The sequence below is a fragment of the Magnetospirillum sp. XM-1 genome, assembly GCF_001511835.1.
In the GTDB taxonomy this organism is placed as follows: domain Bacteria; phylum Pseudomonadota; class Alphaproteobacteria; order Rhodospirillales; family Magnetospirillaceae; genus Phaeospirillum.
In genome coordinates this window covers 1,735,414-1,756,537 of record NZ_LN997848.1, presented here as the reverse complement: position 1 = coordinate 1,756,537, position 21,124 = coordinate 1,735,414, and the positions used below count along the sequence as shown (strand labels likewise).

Below are 21,124 nucleotides of genomic sequence, written 5' to 3'. Positions count from 1 at the left end.
CCCCTTGTCCGAAATTCCGCTCACCACCCTTGTCGGCACGGCCACCTTCGCGGTGGGCGCGGTCTTCGGCTGGGCGGCGCGGACCAGCGAGTTCTGCACCATGGGGGCCTTGTCCGACATGGTGTTCATGGGCGACCGGCGACGGCTGCGCGCCTGGGTGCTGGCCATGGCGGTGGCGATGCTGGGGTCGCAGGCGCTGCAGGCGGCAGGCCTGGTCGACCTGGGCAAGTCCATCTATCTCGGCGGCTCCATCGCCTGGGCGGGCGCCATCCTGGGCGGATTGATGTTCGGCTACGGCATGACCCTGGCGGGGGGCTGCGGCTCCAAGACCCTGGTGCGCCTGGGCGGCGGCAATCTCAAATCGCTGGTGGTCACCCTGATGATCGGGCTGTTCGCCACCATGACGCTGAAGGGCCTGCTGGCGGTCGAGCGCATCGCCATCGAGCAGGCGACCAACCTCGCCCCCGCCCGGCTGGGACTGGCCGACCAGAGCCTGCCCGCCCTGCTGTCGGCGCTTGGCCTGGAGCGGACGGCCGCCCGCCTGGCCTGCGTGGCCATCCTGGCCGGCGGAGCCCTGGCCTGGTGCCTGAAGGACGGCGCCTTCCGGGCGTCGCGCGGCATGCTGGCCGGCGCCGTGACGATCGGGGCCGCCATTCCCGCCGGATGGGCCGTCACCGGCATCCTGGGCGCCGACGATTTCGACCCCGTGCCCCTGGCCTCGTTCTCGTTCATCGCCCCCATGGGCGACGGGCTGATCTATCTGATGACCTATACCGGCTCGACCATCAATTTCGGCATCGCCGCGGTGGGCGGCGTCGTCGCCGGATCGTTCATCGCCGCGCGGCTCGCCGGCACCTTCGCGGTGGAGAGCTTCGCCGACAAGGCCGACATGCTCCGCCATCTGGCCGGCGGCGCCCTGATGGGCACCGGCGGCGTGCTGGCCATGGGCTGCACCATCGGCCAGGGGCTGACCGGCCTTTCGACCCTGTCGGCGACCTCGTTCCTGGCGCTGGGCGCCATCGTCGCCGGCGGGCTGTGGGGCCTGAAAAGCCTGGAGGAAGGCGGCCCGGTCGCCGGGCTGAAAGCCCTGCTGGGTTCTCGAATATAATAATTTGTTGATATATTCGGTTGCGCCCTTTCGCCGGCCTCCGCTACCATGAAAGAAAAAAATCCGGTGAGGGGGAGGAGACGACAGTGGACACCACCACGCGATTGAACCGCCGTGCCGTCCTGGCCGGAACGGCCGTGGCCGCCGCCGCATTGGGCTTTGGCGCCCCCGCCCCCGCCGCCGCGCAGGAAGCCGACGAGCTGGCCCGCAAGCTGATGGGCCCCTTCAAGGCCAAGGACGGCAAGGTCAAGCTGAAGATGCGCGACGTGGCCGCCAGCGGGGCCAACGAACCCATCACCGTGACGGTGGACTCGCCCATGACCGCCGCCGACCACGTCAAGGCCATCCATGTCCTGGCCGAGGCCAACCCCTATCCGGTGGTGTCGTCCTGGTACCTGACGCCCCGCTCTGGCCGCGCCGAGGTCAGTTTCCGCATGCGCCTGGCCAAGACCCAGACGGTGCGGGCCTATGCGGTGACGTCGGACGGCGAGGTGTGGATCGCCCGCCAGGACGTCACCGTCACCATCGGCGGCTGTGGAGGCTGAGCGCTATGGCCAATTCAGATCGCGTCAAGGTGCGCATCCCGTCCAGGGCCAAGAAGGGCGAGATCATCGAGATCAAGACCCAGATCAGCCACGACATGGAGACCGGGCTGCGCAAGGACGGGGACGGCAAGGCCATTCCCCGGCGCATCATCAACCGTTTCACCTGCACCTGGAACAACGAGCCGGTGATCAGCGCCGACTGGCATCAGGCGGTCTCGGCCAATCCGTTCGCCAGCTTCTTCGCGGTGGCCACGGCCAGCGGCAAGATCAAGCTCAACTGGTTCGACGAAACCGGCGAGAGCTTCGAGTACGTCCACGACATTATCGTCGAATAATGATAGAAGCATTCCAGTAAGTGTTACTACATATGGCAACCTGATATTTTGCCATCGCACCAATCCGTCAACATTTATGGATTGGCCGACACAATCCTTCGCCATATTATCTGAGTCAGAGGCGTGACTTCATCGCGCCTTTCGCGATATGTCGTCGTGTCATTGCGGCTGTTGTCGAGTCAACACTCGAACACCCGAGAGGCTCCCATGCTCAATAACTTCAAAATCGCGGTCCGGCTTGTCCTGGCACTGATCATTCCGCTGGCGGCCGTCGTCGTCTATGCCGGTCTGGCCCTGTCCGAGAAGGCCCGCCAGGCCGACGAGATGGAACAGGTCGAGGAACTGGCCCGGCTGGCGCCGGCCATCAGCGCCCTGGTTCATGAGCTGCAGAAGGAACGCGGCACCTCCGCCGGGTTCGTGGGCAGCAAGGGAGAGAAATTCAAGGAGCGCCTGCCGGAACAGCGCAAGCTGACCGACGCCAAGCTGGGCGAACTGTCGGGCGCGCTGGCGCGCTTCCCCGCCGCCGCATACGGCACGGCCTTCAAGTCCAAGCTGGACGCCGCCGACGCCGCCATCAAGGCCTTGGCCGACAAGCGCGCCGCCATCAGCAATCTTTCGATCCCGCTGGGGGAAGCCACCGGCTATTACACCGCCACCATCGCCAAGCAGCTGGCGGTCATCGAGGAGATGGCGGTGGTCAGCCGCGACGCCCGCGTCACCAAGGCCATCGTCGCCTATGTCCAGCTGCTGCACGGCAAGGAGCGGGCCGGACAGGAGCGCGCCACCGCCAGCGGCGGCTTCGGCGCCAAGAAGTTCGAGCCGGCGCTGCACCGGACCTTCACCCAGCTGATCGCCCGCCAGGAGGTGTTCTTCGACACCTTCTCCAAGAATGCCGAGCCAGAACTGCGCCAGGCCTTCGAAAAGGTCGCCGCCGATCCGATCACCAAGGAAGTGGACCGCATGCGCGCCGTGGCGCTGGATTCCCCCTTCACCAACGATCTGGGCGGCATCGAGGCGCCGGCGTGGTTCGACACCATCACCAAGAAGATCGACCTCCTGAAGCAGGTGGAGGATTTGGCCTCCGCCGCCCTGGTGAACATGGCCGACAAGGGGCACGACGCCACCGTCGGCGCCCTGTACGCCTATCTGGTCATCACCGGCGGCGTGCTGACGCTGGGCATCATCCTGGTTTGGGTCATCGGGCGCGGCATCACCCGCCCGCTGGCCGAGATGACCTTCGACATGACCAAGCTGGCCGAGGGCGACAAGACCGTGCCCATCAACGGCCTGGACCGCAGCGACGAGATCGGCGCCATGGCCCGCGCCGTGGAAATTTTCAAGGAAGGCCTGATCCGCGCCGACCAGCTGGACGAGGAGCGCCGCCAGGCCGAGTGGACCAAGGACAAGCGCGCCCGGGTCATCGACAACCTGCTGCGCGAGTTCAACGAGGAGGTCTCCGACGCCCTGGCCGGCATGGCGTCCACCGCCACCGAGCTGGAAGCCACCTCGCGCTCGCTGTCCACCACGGCGGAGGACGCCTCGGCCCAGGCCGCGGCCGTCGCCGCCGGCATCGAGGAAACCGCCGTCAACATGCGCACCGCCGCCGGCTCGGCGGAGCAACTGGCCCATTCGGGCGAGGACATCAGCCGCAAGGTCCAGGAATCGGTGCGCATCAGCGAGGAAGCCTCGTCGGAAGCCCGCCGCACCACCGAACTGATCGACGGCCTCGCCGCGGCGGTGGACAAGATCGGCACCGTGGTCGCCCTGATCAACGACATCGCCGCCCAGACCAACCTGCTGGCCTTGAACGCCACCATCGAGGCGGCCAGGGCGGGCGAGGCGGGCAAGGGCTTCGCCGTGGTCGCCAACGAGGTCAAGCACCTCGCCAACCAGACCGCCAAGGCCACCGACGAGATCGCCGGCCAGATCTCCACGGTGCAGAAGGTCACCGGCGACGCCGTTTCGGCCATCACCTCCATCACCTCGGTGATCGAACAGGTCCATGACGTGGCCACCGGCATCGCCGATGCGGTGCGCGGCCAGGACGCCGCCACCGGCGAAATCGCCGCCAACGTCCAGCAGGTGGCCACCGCCACCGGCGAGATCAGCGCCAACGTCACCGGCGTCAACAATGCGGCGGAGGAAACCAAGCACGCCTCGGCAGAGGTGCTGCAGACCGCCCAGGACGTGTCGGAGCGCGCCACCAAGCTGCGCGACCGCGTCGACACCTTCCTCACCTCCATCCGCGCATCCTAGGACGAACGAGCATGCAGTACAGCATCCGTGAGGTCGGCGGCGGGGCCGAGATCACCATCAAGGGGCGGCTCACCTTCGCCGAGGCCAACCAGTTCCCCAAGGTCCTGGCCAAGCTGGACGAAGTGGGCAAGGCGCATATGGACATTCTGCTGGGCGGCCTGGAATTCATCGATTCCACCGGCATGAGCCTGTTCGTCCACATCTATGACGCCGCCAACGCCGTCGGCACCAAGGTGGTGATCAAGGGCGCCGCCGGTTCGGTGCGCGAGGCCCTGGACCGCGCCGCCTTCCAGACCCTGTTCGAGTTCCAATAGGATTTTGGAAGCTCACCGGCTGAATTTTGCCCCGTCATGGCCGGGCTTGCCCCGGCCATCCACGTGGAGCCGCCAGACACTGTGCCAAATGGCCCCACATGGATGCCCGGAACAAGTCCGGGCATGACGCGAGGGCTTAATACATCAAGCGTTAAATGAGAGACGAATTGTCACCCTGAGCCCAAAGCGAAGGGGCTTTCAAACCGCCTCGGGCTGAAAGACGCTTCGCTGCGCTCAGCATGACAGCGCGTTTCATATTTAACGCTCGCCGACCTAACAGCCGCGCCACACCGGCGGGCGCTTGTCCAGGAAGGCGTCGATGCCCTCGGCGGCGTCCTGGGCCAGCATGTTCTCGGTCATCACCCTCGACGCATGGGCGTAGGCGTCGTCCAGGCCCATCTCCAGCTGGCGGTAGAACGCCTCCTTGCCCACCTTGACGGTGTAGGAGGACTTGGCGGCGATCAGCCCCGCCATCTCGGCCACGGCGCCGTCCAGCGCCTCGGGCGCCACGGCGCGGTTGACCAGTCCCCAGCCTTCCGCCGTGGCGGCGTCCACCGGCACGCCCGACAGCAGCATCTCCATGGCCTGCTTGCGCCCCACGGCGCGCGACAGCGCCACCATGGGCGTCGAGCAGAACAGCCCGATATTGACCCCCGGCGTGGCGAACTTCGCCGTATGGGCCGCATAGGCCAGATCGCAGCTGGCCACCAGCTGGCAGCCGGCCGCCGTGGCCATGGCGTGGACCCTGGCGATCACCGGCTGGGGCAGCCGCACGATGCCCTTCATCACCCGAGAGCACAGGTCGAACACCGCCGACACCTGCTGGGCCGTGGTGAGCGAGCGCATCTCCTTGAGATCGTGCCCGGCGCAGAAGGCCGGACCGTTGGCGGCCAGCACCACCACCTTGACCGACGGATCGGCGGCGATGGCGTCCAGCGCCCGTTCCAGTTCCGTCATCAGGGCCACCGACAGGGCATTGCGGGCCGCCGGGCGGTTGAGCGTCAGGGTGGCGACGCCTGCCTTGTCTTGGCGGATCAGAATGGGTTCGACCTCGGACATACCAAACCTCCCTTGCCATCTTCGGCGGGAATCCCTGAAACTGGTCGGACCAGTCATCGTCCGGTTCGTTTGATCTGCGTCAAACCCTTATCGGACGGCGAAACCCTGGCCCTCGTTGGGGCAGAGCCCCGGTGGTTGTCGGCGTCGTCCGGTTTTGTCCGGTGCGTTTGGCGCCGATGCGGGGCGTAACGCCCCATGTTACGCCCGGATTTTGCCCCGTTCAACAGCACTGCGGAGATGGTCCGAGTGGTGGTGCAGGTAGTTGGCCTGGACGGTGGTCACGTTGTCGCCCATCACGCCGGCGATCTCAAACATATCCTTGCCGGCACGGGCGGCCAGCGTCCCCCAGGTATGCCGGAGGACGTGGGGCGTCACCCAGGGGTAGCCCAGCTTCTTCATGGCCGCCTCGAAGGCATGGGAGATGAAGGAGGTATTCCCCAGGACGAACTCGCCGTCGGGGTTCTCCTGGCGGGCGCGCACCAGCAGCGGCAGCAGACGGTCCGAAATGGGCACCGGCACCCGGCGCTTCTTGGTCTTCTGGATCGTGGCGTCGCGGAAGTCGATCAGCCGGGCGTCCAGGTCCACCTTCGCCCAGCGCAGCGTCTCAATGGCGCGTTTGCGCGACGCGGTGTTGAGGGCGATGGCGGTGAAGAGGTGGACCCGGTTCACCCGGCCCTCTCGCGCCGTCAGGGCCTCCAGCTTGGCCAGCAGGTCTGCCTCCTGCTCCTCGTCCAACCACTTGTCCCTCGGCGGGGCCTTGGCCGGCAGCTCGATGATCGGCGCGTCCGTGGAGGCAAGGCGCCGGTGCTTGATGGCGTGGTTGATGGCTGCCTTCATGTGCTCCAGCTCCAACCGGACGGTTGAGGGCTTGACCTTGCCGTCGGTTCCGATGCGCCCAGAAATTCGATCAGCCACATGACGCTGAATATCGGACGGCTTAATATCGCGCACGTCCCGATCTTTAAATGAAGACAGAAGCAGTGCTCCGGAGTTCCGCACCCGCGCCGGGGTCGCGCAGCGCAGTTCGACATGCTCCGTCATATAATCGGACCAAACGGACGAGAAGAGGACCGGCTGGTCCAGCGTCTCAGACCTCCCGTTCAAGAAGCCGGAGAGCACCTGGAGCGCGACAGCGCGATCCTTCGTCCGAGTGCTTGCGCGTTTGCTGCGCCCGCTTTCTGTCCAAGTGATTTCCCAAACGCCCGCGCTGTTGAGCCGGAGCTTGGGGCCTGTGTTGATCTTTGGCATCGAATGAACTCCTCAAGGTCGGAGCGAAGGATTTTGACGGGGCGGCCTGGGAGGTACGGGAGCAGTCCGGACCGCCGCAGGCGGTAGACGTGGTCGCTGGAGCACCGAAGAATGCCCGCGACCTCGTCCTGGGTCAGCAGCTCGTCAGCCACTGGCGGCCATGGCCATGTCCGCCTCCTCGATCAGCAGGCCGATCTTCAAGGCGGTGGAGGTGGGCAGCAGGCGGTTGATCGTCACCCATACCCGGCCAGGGTGCCCGGCCAGCTCACGCATGGAGAAAGAGAGATGCTCGTTCTCGGCAGCGGACGCGATGATGTTGGGCAGCAGCTCCTCGGGCTCGACGCCCAGAGCCCGCGCCAGCAGCGACAGCTTCTTCGGACCGGGCATCCGCTTCCCGGCCAAATAGCCGGAGACGCTGTCCTTGCCTTGAGGTGTCTCGTAGCCGCGGCGGTCCGTGATGGTGCCGAAAGCGTGCTTGGCCAGCTCGGCTTGGTTCCAGCCTCGGGCCTTCATCAGGCGTTGGAGCCGGCGGGCGAAATCCTGCCGCGACAGCATCTCGGGGGTCAGTTGCTGCTCGACCTCGTCAAGGCTCTCGGCGGGCTTTGATAGAAAGCGGGGAGGAGATTTTGGCATGGTCGTCATCCTGAGTTGGGCGTTGGTGGGTGCCCCCTGATACAAAGACGATATATGGTATCGTCCGGTTTCCGCAAGCTAAATCGTACTCAAAATGACTACGCGCTATCCGGTAAAAACCCAGGCGGGGCAACGGTTTGTCCGATATGGTATTACTGCGCGTTATCCAAAATCGGATAGGCTTGACTTCCCCCACGGTTCACGTAAATTGAGTGTCGCCCTCCCCTGTCGGAGGGGGATCGTCCAGGGAAAAGCGGAGAAGCGCCTGGAGGCGCAGTGCGATGAAACAGCAAGAGATTTTGTTAGCCGAACTCCGCCGCTGGGCTTCGTGGTACGAAACCGCGTTCCTGGACTTTGACGTGCCCGGCCCCATCGAGAGCACGAAGGCGCTGCTCCAGTCCGAGGAATGCAGTCCTGCATATTCCCAAGACGTTCTGCCGCAGGGCAACGTCACACGCGTCAACTTCGGACGCCGCCGGTAATGGACCTCTACGGCTATCAGGAAACCGGCGTCGCGTTTTTGTCCGGGCGCAAGGGTGCGATCCTCGGAGACGGAATGCGCTTGGGGAAGACCCCTCAAGCCATTCGCGCCGCCGGGAACCTGGGGGCCGAAAGGGTGCTTGTCGTCACGACGGCGAAGGCGCGGGTGAATTGGGGCCGGGAGTGGATGGAGTGGGGGAACTTTCCCCTGCCCGTCCACGTCATCGGCTCCACCACCCAGCGCATTCCGGACCGCGACGTGGTCGTTGTATCCTACGAGCAGGTGCTGGCTGACGGGGTATTCAACCAGCTATCGGCTGGCCGCTGGGACGTGCTGGTCATGGACGAGAGCCACCGGCTCAAATCCCCGGATGCCCAGATCACCCGCAAGGTGCTGGGGAAGTACGGGCTGATCCATAAGTCGGGGCACCGCTGGGCCCTGTCCGGCACGCCGTCGCCTAACCACCCCGGCGAGCTGTGGACCATGCTCTACACCAACTGCCCGGACGCCATCCGGGACAACGGCAAACCCATGGGCCAGGACGCCTTCGAGCGGCGCTACTGCAACATCGTGACGGACCGCAAGACCGGGTTCCGCCGGGTGATGGGTGGCAAGAACCTGGGCGAACTCAAGGACCGGCTGTCCGGTGTGATGCTGCGGCGGACCAAGGAAGAAGTCTGGCCGGAGCGCCCCCGCGTCATCTGGGGCGCCCCTCTCTATGTGGAGCCCGATGCTGTCTCGGACGAGCTGCGGGCCCTGGAGAACTCTCCGGAGGGCCTCCAGCTCAAGGCGCTGCTGTCCAAGGACGAGCTGCCGGAGGCGGACGACGCCATGCTGGCGACGCTGCGGCGGCTCACCGGCATTGTGAAGGCCCGCGCTGTCGCGGAGCTGGTGCAGGACGAGCTGCTGTCCGGGTCCAAGAACAAGCTGGTCATCTATGGCTGGCACCGGGCCGTGCTAGAGGAGCTGCACCGCCGCCTGGGGGCCTACGGCGCCGTCATGGTCTATGGCGGCACGGCTGACGCCCAGAAGAACATCGACCTGTTCCAGACGGACCCGGAGACGCGGGTCTTCATCGGGCAGATCAAATCGGTGGGCGAGGCGATCCGCCTGGACGCCGCCGACGACGTTATCTTCGTCGAGGGGTCTTGGACCCCCGGCGATAACCATCAGGCTGCGGACCGGATATGGCACCTGTCGAAACAGGTCGCCATGTCCGCCCGGTTCGTGGCCCTGGCCGGGTCCGTGGACGAAGCGGTGCTTCGTGTGCTGACCCGTAAGTGCCGGACTTTGTCCGGTTTGTACGATTAAGCGACAGACGAAACAGGAGACACCATGTTTGAAGTCAAGATCACGGCCAACAGCCCCGAGGAGCTGGCCAACCTCACCAAGGCGCTGAACACCCTGACCGCCCTGGTCCATATCGGGCTGGGCACGGACCCGGCCACCGGTTACGCGGCTGCCCCGGTGGTCCGCCCCACCCCCGAGCAGGCCCAGGCCATGGCGATGGTCGCCCAGGCCCACGCCGAGACGGCGGTGACTGCGCCCCCAGCCCCCGCCGAGCCCGAGCCCGTGGCCGCCACCGAGGAGAAGAAGTCCCGTGGCCGTCCGAAGAAGGAGGTCGCCGCGAAGCCCGAAGAGGCCACCGTCTACTCGCTGAACTTCGCGGACGGCAGCCTGGAGGAAACCTTCACGGACCTGTCCGAATGGGCGACTGCCTTTGAGGACCGCATGAACTCGGTGGGGTCCGCCGACGAGCTGCGGCAGCTCAACACCAGCAACGCGCTCACCACCGAAGTCCTGATGAAGGCGGACGAGAAGCGGTTCGGCGCGCTGCTGGAGGTCTTCAAGTCCGCGTTGGCCGGCTTCGAGGCCGTCCAGCAGCTTTCGGACGACGCCGAGGAGGCCGTCGCGGAGGAGAAAGCCTGGACCAAGGAGGAAGTTCAGTCCCTGGTCCGCGACTACTGCAACACCCACGGCATGAAGGCCGGCGTCGAGAAGCTCAAGAACGAGTTCGATGTCGAACGTGTCTCTGACATGCCCGCCGCCGCCTACGCCCGCGCCGCCAAGTCCTTCGCGGCCTAACAGGAGCACCGCACTATGGAACACCATCCCAACATCATCACCGCCGTCGATCTGGGCGAGGCCCTGCGTGACGGGCGTCTCCCGCCCCCTGCCGCTGCCCTGATCGACCACATGGCCGGGCTGCTGGCCCAGTATGGCAGGTTGCTCAACGGCGCCGACGGCGCCCCGGAGGTCGGGGAGGACGAAAAGAAGTTCGTCATCGGCTTCGCCATCTGCTTCGAGGACGGCGACACCCTGGTTCTGCCCCGTCCGAAGACCGAGATCGTCGAAGAAAGCGACGAGGCCCTCTCCATCGAGGTCGATCTGGCCTACTACAACAAGGTGGTCGGCATGGCCCTAGCCGAGACTGCCGCCGTCCTGATGGACAACGCCCCCAAGGTGATGCAATGACCGAGCACGGCCCCAAGCTGCACGCCACGCTGGGCGCGTCGTCGTGCTATCGGTGGTGGGAATGCCCCGGCTCCGTCCGGCTGACCGCCAACCTCAAGGACGAGGGGTCCGACTTCGCCGCCGAAGGCACCGCCGCCCATGCTCTGGGCGAGGACTGCCTGACCCACGGACGAAGCCCGGACGAGTTCCTGGGGAGCTGGATTTGCTCCGAGACGGAAGTCATCGCACCCAAGAAGCCGGACGCCCTCGCGCTCAAGAAGTTCCGTTGGTTTGAAGTGACCGACGAGATGATTGAGGCCGTCCAAATCTACGTGGACGCCGTCCGGGCGGACTTCAATCCGGACGACGGCGACATCCTGATGGTCGAGCAGAAGTTCGATCTGGGGGTGAACTTCACCCAGATGTTCGGCACCGCCGACGCCGTCATCTATAAGAGCGGGGCCCGGTCGCTGCACGTCTTCGACCTCAAGTACGGGCGCGGCGTGCCTGTGGAGGCCCGGACCGGGTCCGGCACGGGTATCGAGAGCGTCAACCGCCAAGCCCTCTATTACGCGCTGGGGGCCACCCTGGCGCTGCCGCCCGGCAAGCCCGTGACCTCCGTCGAGGTGGTCATCGTGCAGCCGCGTGCGCCCCACAAGGACGGCCCGGTGCGCCGCGCCACCGTGGACGCCTACGAGCTGCTGGAGTGGCGGTCGGATGTGCTGGCGGCGGCCCGGCGGACCCTGGAGCCCGACGCGCCGTTGGCCGCCGGCTCCTGGTGCAAGTTCTGCGGAGCGGCGGGTTTCTGCCCCAAGCTCCGGGAGCAGTCCCTGGAAAACGCGATGTCCGAGTTTTCGGATGATTTGTCCGAGTTGACGCCGGACGAAATCGCACGTATTTTGAATGCAGCCGAGGATGTTGAGAACTGGATCAAGGCGGTGAGGGCCTACGCCTATCAGCGCCTGGAGCAGGGGGACGCGGTCCCCGGCTGGAAGTTGGTGCCGAAGCGCGCCACGCGGAAGTGGGCCGAAGATGAAGAGACCACCGCCGAGGCGCTTCGACTGCTGGGGCTGGACGACGGGGACTTGTTCAAGAAGTCCCTCCTGACGCCGGCCCAGGTGGAGAAGCTGATGTCCAAGGATGACCGGGAGGCGCTGGCCGCGCTGACCGTGAAGGAAAGCAGCGGCAGCACTATGGCCCGTGAAAGCGACGAGCGGGGGTCGGTCCCCGGACGCCGCAACGCGCAAGACGAGTTCAACGACTGACACGAAAGAGAGACGCCTAAAATGAGCAAGCCGAGCAACGCTAAGGACACGACCTTCAAGACCCCCCGCGCCCGTCTGAGCTACCCGCACCTCGTTGAGGCGGTGGCCAATGACGACGGTGTCGAGTGGTATTCCTGCGTCCTGATCTTCGACCCGGAGGCCCAGAAGACCGCCGAGTTCCAGGCGATCAAGGAAGCCATCAAGACCGTGGCCCAGGAAGACTGGACCAAGAAGTTTGGCGGCGAGAAGCCGGAAGGCTATCGGATGCTGATCCGGTCCGCCGAGAGCAAGATGAAGGGCGGCGAATACGACCCCGCCGTGCCGAAAGGCTCCGTCTTCATCCAGGTTAAGACCAAGACCCGTCCGTCCGTGGTGTCCAGCAAGAAGGGCCCGGACGGTCGCCCCCTCAAGATCGACGACGCCAACGTGGCGGACGAGATGTACGCGGGCTGCTACGTCCGCGCCACCCTGTCCTACCCCTACGCCTACGAGGTCAAGGGCAACAAGGGCATCGGCATGTTCCTCAATAACATGCAGAAGCTGGGCGAGGGTGAGCGTCTGGGTGGCCGTAAGGACGCCCGCGACGACTTCGACCCGGTCGAGGGCGAGGAAGTCGCCACCGGCGGCGAAGAAGTCTGGAACTAAACCGGGCACGGGGCGGCAGCGATGCCGCCCCTTCGTCCGATTTGACGACAAAGGAAAACGGACAATGGGATACCCACCTAACTTTGACCGCGAGATCGACGACAACTACCTGCTCGATCTGGAGCTGCGCGGCACCCTGGAAGGCCAGGAGCTGTTTTGCTTCTTGAAGCGCGTCCGGGCGCTGATGGAGGACAAGGCCCAGGCGTTGATGGACCTCCAGAGCGCCGAGAACTGCATCAACTCTTTCCGGCAGAGCGTTTGACATGAGCGCGAACGAGGAAGAGTGGGTGACGATCCCAGGCTACGAGGGCTACTACGAGTTCTCGTCCAAGGGCCGGTGCCGAGCCCTCCGTCGCACCATCAAGCACCCCAACGGCGTCACCCGCATCATGCCGCAGAAGATGCTCAAGCGGGGCCGCGCCGGACGCTATAAGACGCCCCTCTACCGCCTGTGCAAGGGCGGGGTGTCGCGCTGCGTCTACGTGACCACCTTGTGGCGGCTGACCTTTGGGGCGCCGCTGGAAGAGGTGTCGCCGTGGAAGTGATCCACCTGCACTTCGACATCGAGACGCGGGGCGCGGTGGACCTGCGGAAGACCGGGGTCTACGTCTACGCGCAAGACCCGTCCACCGCCGTCTGGTGCGCCTGCTATGCGTTCGGTGACGAGCCGGTGCAGGTCTGGGTCGAGGGGCAGCCCTGCCCGCCCCGGATCGTGGAGCACGTCCTGGCCGGCGGCGCCATCTACGCCCACAACGCCGCTTTCGAGCGCATCCTGTGGGAGTTCGTCCTCGGTCCGAAATACGGCTGGCCGGTCCCGAAGCTGGAGCAGTTCTTCTGCACCATGGCCATGGCGTCCGTTATGGCTCTGCCCCGTGGCCTGGGAGACGCCGCCAAGGCGCTGGGCCTGGACGTGCAGAAAGACGACGCTGGGCGCCGCGTCATGCTCCAGATGTGCAAGCCCCGGAACAACGCCGCCGTCCGGGCGACGGGCGACGCCCCGATCTGGTGGAACAGCGCCGAGAAGCTGGAGAAGCTGATCGCCTACTGCAAGATCGACGTTGAGGTCGAGCGCGCCCTCACGCAGAGGCTCAAGCCCCTCTCGGACGAGGAGCGGGCTATCTACCTGCTGGACCAGAAGCTCAACGACCGGGGCGTGCTGGTGGACATGGCCGCCGTCAAGGCCGCCAGCGTGGTGGTCGAGGCCACCGCCGCCAAGCTCAACAAGGAGCTGGCCAAGCTCACCCGGCACGCCGTCACGTCCGCTTCTCAGGTGGCCAAGATGGTGGCGTGGCTGCGCGAGCAGGGTGTGCAGGCCGAGAAGCTGGACAAGCAGACGGTGGGCGACCTGATCGAGGAAGACGAGGACTTGGTGGTCATGGGCGATCCGAACGCCATGCCGCCGGTAGCCCGTCGCGTCCTGGAAATCAGGCGGGAAGCGGCCAAGAGTTCCACGGCCAAGCTGGCAGCGTTCGCTGGCCGGACCTGCGCGGATGGCCGGATGCGCGCCAATCTTCTCTATCATGGCGCGTCCACCGGACGGTGGTCCGGACAGGGCGCCCAGCTCCAGAACCTCCCGCGTCCGTCCCTCAAGCCCAAGCAGCAAGAGTTCGCCCTGGGCCTGTTCGCGGACCACTCCCCGGAGCTGGTGGACCTGCTGGTGGGCCCGCCCATGTCGGTGGTGTCGGACTGCCTGCGGGGCATCATCGTGGCGCCGGAGGGCATGGAGCTTATGGCCTGCGACTTCTCCAACATCGAGGGGCGCGTGGTCGCTTGGCTGGCCGGCCAGAACGATCTGGTGGAGCTGTTCCGGTCCGGCGGCAAAATATACGAAGAGATGGCCGGCTTCATCTACGACAAGCCCGCGTCCGAAATCACCAAGGACGGCATCGAGCGCCAGCTTGGCAAGACGGCAGTGCTGGGCTGCGGCTACGGGATGGGGGCCGCCAAGTTCCAAGCCACCTGCGAGAAGCAGGGCATCGGCATCGACGACGATCTGGCCAAGCTCGCGGTAGCCAAATACCGCGAGAAGAACGACCGGATCGTGGCCTTCTGGTACGACATTGAGGACGCCGCCATCGAGGCCGTCCGGAACCCTGGCCAACCCGTGAAGCACCGGCACATCACCTATGGCTTCGACGGGAAGTATCTCCGCTGCCTGCTGCCGTCCGGGCGGAAGCTCTGGTATGCCCGCCCCCGCATCGAGATGGACGAGAAGTTCTTCGGCAAGGAGGGTCTGACCTATCTGGGCGTCAACAGCCTCACCAAGAAGTGGGGCGTCCAGCGGACCTATGGGGGCAGGCTGGTGGAGAACATCACCCAGGCGGTGGCCCGGTGCCTGCTGGCGTCCGCCATGCTGCGTCTGGAGGCCGCCGGCTACCGCAGCGTCTTGACCGTCCACGACGAGATCGTCGCCGAAGTCCCCGAGGGCTGGGGGTCTGTGTCCGAAATGGAGCGCCTGATGTCGGAAGTCCCGGCGTGGGCGCAGGTCGGGCGCGTGTTGCCCGTGGCCGCCGAGGGGTGGCGCGGGAAGAGGTACAGGAAATAGTCCGTTTTAACTCACCACGAAACAGGAGAACCAGTATGGCAAAGCGAGACAGCGTGTTTTTTGGGGGCGTCCCCACCGATCCGGACGTTCGGGCGATCCGGGAAGCCTACCCCGAAGCGGACCTGCCCGTCGGCATGGTCATTCCGTACCACGATGTCGCCGGGCTCCTCGGCGTCTCTGTCAACTCCAAGCGTTTCCGGACCGTCACCTGGAGATGGCGCCGCCGTGTGGAGGCCGAGACGGACAGCCTCGTTATCGGCGTCGAGAAGGGTGTCGGCTTCAAGGTGTTGAGCGCCTCGGAGAAGCTGGACGCCAGCGTGGCCAAGCTGGGCAGCGCCGTGAAGGCGGCCCGCCGTTCCTATTCCCTTTCCGGACGAGTGTCCGTCACCGAGATCAGCCAGGAAGAACGCGACCGGCTGATGTGGGTCCAGCGCAACAGCGCCGCCCTGATTTCCACCGCAAACACCCGCAGCAAGACGGCTCTGCCGTCCATCGAGGAGTAACCGCCATGAAGCAGTACAACGTGACCCTGACTGGGCTGACCCCCCTGCTGATGCACCAAGACAACCTGTCCTTTGGCGAGAAGATTAAGGCGTGGCAGAAAGACCCCGCCAACAAGGAGCTGTCCACCAAGGGCGACGACCGCTCCCCCGCCTGGACCTGGATGGGCTACGCCTACCACGACACCCGCGTCCTGGGCATCCCGTCCGATAACCTGATGACCTGCATCCGCGAGGGCGCGACTAAGGTGCCGTCGAAGGGCAAGGCGACCTACAAGAAGCAGTCCCAGGCCGGGCTCGCCATCGACCAGCAGCAGTGGGACTTGCGGGTCAACGGGAAGACCATCGACTTCAAGGCGCTGTGGTCCGGGCTGATGGGCGAGAACGACTTCGCCCGGCATATCGACGAGGTCGAGGCCGCCGGTTTCGAGCTGTTCATCAAGCGCGCCAAGGTTAACTCGAATAAGCACGTCCGCGTCCGTCCGATGCTGCGGACCTGGGAGGCCAGCGGCAGCTTCACCGTGTTCGACGACGAAACGTCCGGACTGACACTGCCGGTCCTGACGCGCATCTTCGAGCAGGCTGGGGCTTATTGCGGACTGGGCGACTGGCGGCCTTCGTCCCCGCAGTCGTCGGGGTCGTTCGGCAAGTTCACCGCCAGCCTGTCCGCCGTCTAAGGCCGCGAGCGCGCCGTGCGTATCTCCATGGAACATGGAAAGGCACGGCGTGGCTCGGCTAGGCCGGGCTCGGCAAGGAGCGCGGCGGGGCAGGGCCTGGCGCGGCAAGGCACGGCGAGGATCACGGCTAGGCGGGGCTCGGCAGGGCTCGGCTAGGAGCAGGGTCAGGCTAGGCGCGGCTCGGCCAGGCGTGGTGCGGCGAGGAACACGGCAAGGCGTGGCGCGGCTGGGCTTGGCGTGGCGTGGCAAGGGACGGCGGGACGTCGATAAAAACCCGACCGATTTAACGACCGACACCACAGGACGAAACCATGATGAATTATGACGAAGCCTTCGAGCTGGCGGTCGCCGGCAACGCCGGGTCCGGACGGCCCTACTTCATCTACAAGATGATCTGGACCAACGAATACATCGCCAGCCTGTGGCCACTCCGGGGGCAGCTCCCGACGTTCATGGTGCTGATCGGTGAAGTGAGAAGGATGACCCCGCGATGACCATAGATTGGTCGAAAGAAATCGAAACAACCGAAGACCCGCCGCGCCCTGTGCGGGTGCTGGCGACTGATGGAAAATTTAGGCTCCCTGTTATCGTCGAATTTCCTGACGGCAACGTCTATTTCTACGACTTGAACGGGGAAGCCTGTCCGACAGCCCTTCCTGCCCTCCGCAGCGTGCCGCCCAAGCCCAAGCCGGTGCTGATGGAAGGCTGGGTCAAGCTCTACGCCAATGACGGACAGTGGCCTAGCGCGTCGAGTTCAGTCTTCACCTCCGAAGACGATGCGCGTGAGTCGGTGACGATGCGCGAACCTCTGGCTATCTGCAAGGTCGCCTGGATGAGCGACGGCAGCCCGGTGCCCAGCGAAGCGTCGGAAGAGGAAGACCCGACGCGCTATGGTGTCTGCGAAGTCTGCGTGGAGAAGGCTGTCAAGGCTGCCGATGAATGGCGCACGAAGGCCGAAGCCCTCCAGGCTGAGGTGGATGACTGGAAATCCGAATGGGAAATCCGATGCCGCACCGTAAGCAAAACTTTGGACAGGCGGCGCATCAACGAGACTGAGGCGTTGAAGGACGAGGTGGAACGGCTGCAAGAAGTCGAGCGCGAGTGGTGCGCCCTGCATCACGCAGCCGTCAAGGAATTGCATGCCGAGGTGGACAAGCGCAACGACAGCATCCTTGACCACCTTGAGCGCATCCAAGCGATGAAGCCCGTGGTGGACGCTGCGGTGGACCGTTTCTCTGGTGTCAAGCACCGACCCGAGGGGCAGAAAAGCGCGGCATTGTGGGAAGCCGTCCGCGCCTACCAGTCCAAGCAAGTCCCTGCCGAGCCGGTGAAGAACTGCACGACGTGCCGGTTCAACCACATCTACCACGCTGACGAGCCGTGCAATGTCTGCGCGGGTAACACCCGACGCAAGCCATTCAAAAGCTATTGGGAGCCCCGCCATGACTGACCACGCTGATCTGATCCGGCGGCTGGAAACCCCGTATCCTGCGGGAAGGTGGATGTCGAATGGCACTACCGTAGACCCTGCATGCCTTGACGCCGCCGCCGCCATCAAGGAACTGGTGGCTGAGCGGGACGGGTGGAAGGACACAGCGAACCAACATTGCCGCAACGAACTCTACTACACCGACCTGATCGACGAGGTGGCCCCGCTTCTTGGCCCGACCATGTACACCCAGGACGATGGCAACGTGGTGCCCGAACCCTTGCGGGCCTGCCTGCCCAAAGCTGTGAAGGCGCTGGTGGCCGATTACAAGGGCCAAGGCGAAGCGTTGATCCGAGAGGTTAACGCCAAGCTGGAGGCGCAGTTGCGTGCCGAGAAAGCCGAGGCCGACCTCGCCGCCGCACGGGCTGCTCTGCTGTGGGCGTATGAGGCTCTGCCGATTTCATGCGCTGTGGCAGATGTTGAGGAGCATAACCGCCACCAAGCCGCCATCGCAGCGGCACGGGCCGAGGGAGGTGAGTGATGAAGCCTGATTTTGAGAAGATGGCCGGGGAACTCGACGTTCCATACAGCAACAGCGAGAGCATTGCCGACGCCCTCCGCGCCGCCTACGCCGCTGGCCTGGAGCGTGCTGCGGAGATTGCTTGTGGTGGCAATCTTAATTCAGAAACATACCCCAGACACGTCGTTGAAGTGTCTGTGTGGATTGGGAAAATATTAGCGGACGCCATCCGCGCCGAGGTGGAGAAGCTGTAATGTGCGACATCCTCCCCCGTCTGACCATCCTGGCGCTGTACCTCGCCGCCGTCTGGGCTTCCGTCCGGGCGGTGGTTTCGCTTATCGCCCCCAGTCCGATTTGACGCCGGACGAAACAGACCATGCCATACGAGCATCACCACCCACGGAGTACCAACATGACGACGCAATGCGTCTCCCCCGCCGTCTCTGTCTCTGAACAGACCTTCTTGAACTATGCCGCGTCCGGTTTCATGGACAGCATCCTGCCCATCATCCCGCCGGGCGCCAAGCTCTCCCCCACTTCCAACCTGCCGCCCGAGAACATCGGGAAAGTCCCCGGACGCAAGACGCCGTCCGGCTGGGTCGGCCTGGGCGACTGGGTCAACCACCGATCCACCCAGTCCGATCTGAGCCGCTTCGCGGCCTGGGGCGCGGGCCTCGGGCTCAACTGCCACAATCTGGTGGCCTTCGACATTGATGTGCTGGACGACGCCCTGGCCGCCGCGCTGGAGCGCGCCGTCCTGGAATACGCCGAAGCCTACGGCATGGGGCTGTTCCCGGCCCCGCCCGTCCGGTTCGGCAATCCGGACGTGGCCAAGCGCCTGCTGTTGGCCCGCACCACCACACCCACCCCCAAGCGCCGCTTGGCTTTTCGGCTGCCGGGCGAAAGTCCGGACGAAAAGCCCAAGCACGCCGTGGAGCTGTTGGGCCACGGGCAGCAGTTCATCGCCGAGGGCCTCCACAAGTCCGGAAAGCCCTACCACTGGCGGGATGATATTTCACCCGCGTCCCTGACATCGGACGGTCTGGTGCCGCTGGCACCCGGTGACATCGAGGAACTCTGGGCCGCCATCGGGTCCGTGGTCGATATGTTCGGCGGGGAAGTCTCTTCGTCGTCCGGTGGCAGCGCCTCGACGCTTGAGCGCGTCCCGGTGATCGACGGCGCCCTGCGCGCCCCCAGCCCCGACGCCGCCGTCCGGGCTTTGAAGTCCATCCCCTGTGAGAGCATTTCGGACTACGAGGGCTTCTACCAGCTTGTGGCATCCTTCAAGGCGTCCGTGGGCGGCGACGAAGAGTTCTATCCCGATCTGGAGGAGTGGGCCCTGGGCTGGCCGGACAACGATCCGGACACCGTCCGCGAAAAGTGGGACAGCTTCCGTGAGACTTCGCTGGGCTGGGGTTATCTCTCCAAGACAGCGGACGAGCACGGGTATTGTTCCGCCCAGGATGATTTCGAGCCTGTGGAGACGGGGCCCGGTGGGTCCGGCGGCGCGGGTGAGGACGCGGCAGACGGCAGTGCCATCGACATGCTGGTCCGCCGCTACGCCTACTTCGAGTTCGACGAACGCTTCATCGACCTGGAGACGGGCGCGATGCTGACGGACGGAATGCTCAACAAGCGCCACTCCAACATTGGGAGCTTCGCCTCCAAGGCCAACAGCGCCTCCGGGCAGTATCACCGCCTGCCGGCGGCGGTCCGCAATTACGTCCAGCGAATAACCTACCGTCCGGGGCAGGGCCCGATGCTGACCGAGGACGGCGAGCGCGCCGTGAACCTCTGGCGGCCCGGACCTCTGAGGGCAGCGGTCGGGGTTTCGGACGCGGACATCAAGCCCTGGCTCGATCTGGCCGAGTATCTCGTCCCGGACCAGATGGAGCGCGATACCATCATGGACTGGATGGCCTGCGTCCTGGGCGGCAGCAAACCCAACTGGGCCGTGGTCCTGGGTTCGGACGCGTTCGGCGTGGGCAAGGGCCTGCTGATCCGCCCCCTCCAGAACGCCCTCGGGCAGCGCAATTACCAGACGGTGCCCGCCAAGAGCCTGGAAAGCCGCTTCAACACCTGGGCTTGGTGCTCACAGCTCACGGTCTTCGAGGAAATCCACAGCTTCGAGCGCAAGGGCATCTACGACATGCTCAAGCAGCACATCACCGCGCCGCCCGATTATGTGGAGATCGAGCGCAAGGGCCGCGATCCCATCCAGCACCCCAACGTGACGTCCTTTATCTTCCTGACCAACCACCGCGACGCCCTGGCCCTGGAGGACGGCGACCGCCGCTACTTCGTGAGCTGGATCGAGAAGCCGAGCCACCCGGACGGCAAGGACTACTACAAGCCCCTGGCGGACTGGATTGACGCCAATAGTCATCTGGTGGCTGGGTGGCTGCGGCAGCGCGATCTGAGCCGGTTCAACGCTCAAGGCGCCGCTCCCGTCACCGCCGCCAAGTTGGAGATGACCGAAGAAGCCGCGTCGTCCATCAAGTCCTGGGCTGATAGCTGCATCCGGAACGGCGCGGCCCCCTTCGACACGGACCTGATCGTGATGTCGGACGTGGCGGCCCAATGCCCGGACTGGGCACGGGGCAAGACCACCACGGCCAAGTCCATCTCCATGACGGTGTCCCACGTCCTGAGAAAGCACGGCGCCAAGAAGATGGGCGAGTTCAAGCTGGGTAGGGAGCATCCCCGCTCGGGGCAGCGCCAGGGCGTGCTTTGGGCAGTCCGCCGCGTCGAGATGCTGAAACAGGCCGCTGATGACGGACGGGTGGTGGACCTGTACTGGTCCATGTGGGAGAAGGCGAAGGCCAAAGCCCTGGATGATGGCGACGGCGGCGCCGGAGGTAAGGGTGCGTCTAATGGGCGAGTGATCGACGCCAGCGACGAGTTCGATTGACGGTTGGACATACTATCTGCGGACTACGCCCACTGCGGTGGGGTAGTCCTGCGGTCCGGACGGAAAATAGGATCGTTGCTTCTAATTAACGGATTAATTCGGACGGGGATTTATCCGGCAGGGGTGGGCGAGGGCTGGGGCCGGGCGGACAACGGATTTTTGGTAGTTCGCGGTAGTCCGATTTTAGTCTGTCCGACCG

Annotated in this window: 25 protein-coding genes; 21 read left to right on the top strand and 4 right to left on the bottom strand. The window is 65.1% G+C overall.

Annotation, left to right across the window (positions count from 1 at the left end; all coding sequences use genetic code 11):
* Nucleotides 1-4 precede the first annotated feature (4 nt).
* The 5 genes from XM1_RS08225 (at nt 5) to XM1_RS08205 (ending at nt 4,558) form a co-directional block, all read left to right on the top strand.
* On the top strand, nt 5-1,108 hold the full coding sequence (locus tag XM1_RS08225) for a YeeE/YedE family protein (protein ID WP_068432533.1): 1,104 nt from the start codon (nt 5-7) through the stop codon (nt 1,106-1,108).
* Between the two features lie 86 nt (nt 1,109-1,194).
* On the top strand, nt 1,195-1,653 hold the full coding sequence (locus XM1_RS08220; protein WP_068432531.1) for a thiosulfate oxidation carrier protein SoxY: 459 nt from the start codon (nt 1,195-1,197) through the stop codon (nt 1,651-1,653).
* A gap of 5 nt (nt 1,654-1,658) precedes the next feature.
* Nucleotides 1,659-1,988, top strand: a complete 330-nt coding sequence (gene soxZ, locus XM1_RS08215; RefSeq protein WP_068432529.1) for a thiosulfate oxidation carrier complex protein SoxZ — start codon at nt 1,659-1,661, stop codon at nt 1,986-1,988.
* Between the two features lie 207 nt (nt 1,989-2,195).
* The gene (locus tag XM1_RS08210) at nt 2,196-4,244 is read left to right on the top strand and encodes a methyl-accepting chemotaxis protein (protein ID WP_068432527.1); all 2,049 of its coding nucleotides are present in this window, start codon (nt 2,196-2,198) and stop codon (nt 4,242-4,244) included.
* A gap of 11 nt (nt 4,245-4,255) precedes the next feature.
* On the top strand, nt 4,256-4,558 hold the full coding sequence (locus tag XM1_RS08205; protein WP_068432525.1) for an STAS domain-containing protein: 303 nt from the start codon (nt 4,256-4,258) through the stop codon (nt 4,556-4,558).
* Between the two features lie 273 nt (nt 4,559-4,831).
* Here the strand turns inward: XM1_RS08205 and XM1_RS08200 are convergent, their stop codons facing one another.
* From XM1_RS08200 to XM1_RS08190, 4 genes are all read right to left on the bottom strand, one after another.
* Nucleotides 4,832-5,617: an enoyl-CoA hydratase gene (locus XM1_RS08200; RefSeq protein WP_068432524.1), complete on the bottom strand. Its 786-nt coding sequence runs from the start codon at nt 5,615-5,617 to the stop codon at nt 4,832-4,834.
* A 198-nt stretch (nt 5,618-5,815) separates the two neighbouring features.
* Entirely contained in the window at nt 5,816-6,454 is a 639-nt protein-coding gene (locus tag XM1_RS24495) for a site-specific integrase (RefSeq protein ID WP_068432523.1), read from the bottom strand.
* Between the two features lie 263 nt (nt 6,455-6,717).
* Nucleotides 6,718-7,017 carry a helix-turn-helix domain-containing protein gene (locus XM1_RS25250; protein ID WP_082700425.1) on the bottom strand — a complete coding sequence of 100 codons (300 nt, stop codon included), beginning with the start codon at nt 7,015-7,017 and terminating at the stop codon, nt 6,718-6,720.
* On the bottom strand, nt 7,010-7,498 hold the full coding sequence (locus tag XM1_RS08190; protein WP_172821897.1) for a helix-turn-helix domain-containing protein: 489 nt from the start codon (nt 7,496-7,498) through the stop codon (nt 7,010-7,012). Before XM1_RS08190 ends, XM1_RS25250 begins: the two co-directional genes overlap by 8 nt.
* 281 nt (nt 7,499-7,779) lie before the next feature.
* On the opposite strand from XM1_RS08190, the gene XM1_RS24490 reads away from it, so the two are divergent.
* The 16 genes from XM1_RS24490 to XM1_RS08110 all read left to right on the top strand — a co-directional run bounded on the left by XM1_RS24490 (nt 7,780) and on the right by XM1_RS08110 (nt 20,925).
* Nucleotides 7,780-7,980 (top strand): hypothetical protein, encoded by a 201-nt coding sequence (locus XM1_RS24490; RefSeq protein ID WP_068432519.1) that lies wholly within the window; start codon nt 7,780-7,782, stop codon nt 7,978-7,980.
* On the top strand, nt 7,905-9,290 hold the full coding sequence (locus XM1_RS08180) for a DEAD/DEAH box helicase (RefSeq protein ID WP_082700423.1): 1,386 nt from the start codon (nt 7,905-7,907) through the stop codon (nt 9,288-9,290). The genes XM1_RS24490 and XM1_RS08180 overlap by 76 nt, the downstream gene beginning before the upstream one ends.
* Nucleotides 9,291-9,314: 24 nt before the next feature.
* Entirely contained in the window at nt 9,315-10,064 is a 750-nt protein-coding gene (locus XM1_RS08175; RefSeq protein WP_068432516.1) for a hypothetical protein, read from the top strand.
* A gap of 15 nt (nt 10,065-10,079) precedes the next feature.
* Nucleotides 10,080-10,454, top strand: coding sequence for a hypothetical protein (locus XM1_RS08170; RefSeq protein WP_068432514.1), 375 nt, complete (start codon nt 10,080-10,082; stop codon nt 10,452-10,454).
* Nucleotides 10,451-11,698 (top strand): DUF2800 domain-containing protein, encoded by a 1,248-nt coding sequence (locus XM1_RS08165; protein WP_068432513.1) that lies wholly within the window; start codon nt 10,451-10,453, stop codon nt 11,696-11,698. Before XM1_RS08170 ends, XM1_RS08165 begins: the two co-directional genes overlap by 4 nt.
* Nucleotides 11,699-11,719: 21 nt before the next feature.
* On the top strand, nt 11,720-12,343 hold the full coding sequence (locus XM1_RS08160) for an ssDNA-binding protein (RefSeq protein ID WP_068432511.1): 624 nt from the start codon (nt 11,720-11,722) through the stop codon (nt 12,341-12,343).
* 64 nt (nt 12,344-12,407) lie between these two features.
* Nucleotides 12,408-12,605 carry a hypothetical protein gene (locus XM1_RS08155; RefSeq protein WP_068432510.1) on the top strand — a complete coding sequence of 66 codons (198 nt, stop codon included), beginning with the start codon at nt 12,408-12,410 and terminating at the stop codon, nt 12,603-12,605.
* Between the two features lies 1 nt (nt 12,606).
* Nucleotides 12,607-12,888 carry an NUMOD4 domain-containing protein gene (locus XM1_RS08150; RefSeq protein WP_068432509.1) on the top strand — a complete coding sequence of 94 codons (282 nt, stop codon included), beginning with the start codon at nt 12,607-12,609 and terminating at the stop codon, nt 12,886-12,888.
* Nucleotides 12,879-14,888 (top strand): DNA polymerase, encoded by a 2,010-nt coding sequence (locus XM1_RS08145; RefSeq protein ID WP_068432507.1) that lies wholly within the window; start codon nt 12,879-12,881, stop codon nt 14,886-14,888. Before XM1_RS08150 ends, XM1_RS08145 begins: the two co-directional genes overlap by 10 nt.
* Before the next feature lie 35 nt (nt 14,889-14,923).
* Nucleotides 14,924-15,391, top strand: a complete 468-nt coding sequence (locus tag XM1_RS08140; RefSeq protein WP_068432505.1) for a hypothetical protein — start codon at nt 14,924-14,926, stop codon at nt 15,389-15,391.
* Nucleotides 15,392-15,396: 5 nt separating this feature from the next.
* A complete protein-coding gene (locus XM1_RS08135; RefSeq protein WP_068432503.1) occupies nt 15,397-16,065 on the top strand; it encodes a hypothetical protein in 669 nt (222 codons plus the stop codon).
* A 311-nt stretch (nt 16,066-16,376) separates the two neighbouring features.
* On the top strand, nt 16,377-16,559 hold the full coding sequence (locus XM1_RS08130; RefSeq protein WP_068432501.1) for a hypothetical protein: 183 nt from the start codon (nt 16,377-16,379) through the stop codon (nt 16,557-16,559).
* Nucleotides 16,556-17,515 carry a hypothetical protein gene (locus tag XM1_RS08125; RefSeq protein ID WP_068432500.1) on the top strand — a complete coding sequence of 320 codons (960 nt, stop codon included), beginning with the start codon at nt 16,556-16,558 and terminating at the stop codon, nt 17,513-17,515. The genes XM1_RS08130 and XM1_RS08125 overlap by 4 nt, the downstream gene beginning before the upstream one ends.
* Complete coding sequence (locus tag XM1_RS08120; protein WP_068432498.1) at nt 17,508-18,035, top strand: hypothetical protein; 528 nt, start codon at nt 17,508-17,510, stop codon at nt 18,033-18,035. The genes XM1_RS08125 and XM1_RS08120 overlap by 8 nt, the downstream gene beginning before the upstream one ends.
* On the top strand, nt 18,035-18,268 hold the full coding sequence (locus tag XM1_RS08115; RefSeq protein ID WP_068432496.1) for a hypothetical protein: 234 nt from the start codon (nt 18,035-18,037) through the stop codon (nt 18,266-18,268). The genes XM1_RS08120 and XM1_RS08115 overlap by 1 nt, the downstream gene beginning before the upstream one ends.
* Before the next feature lie 158 nt (nt 18,269-18,426).
* Complete coding sequence (locus tag XM1_RS08110; RefSeq protein ID WP_172821895.1) at nt 18,427-20,925, top strand: DUF5906 domain-containing protein; 2,499 nt, start codon at nt 18,427-18,429, stop codon at nt 20,923-20,925.
* Nucleotides 20,926-21,124 lie beyond the last annotated feature (199 nt).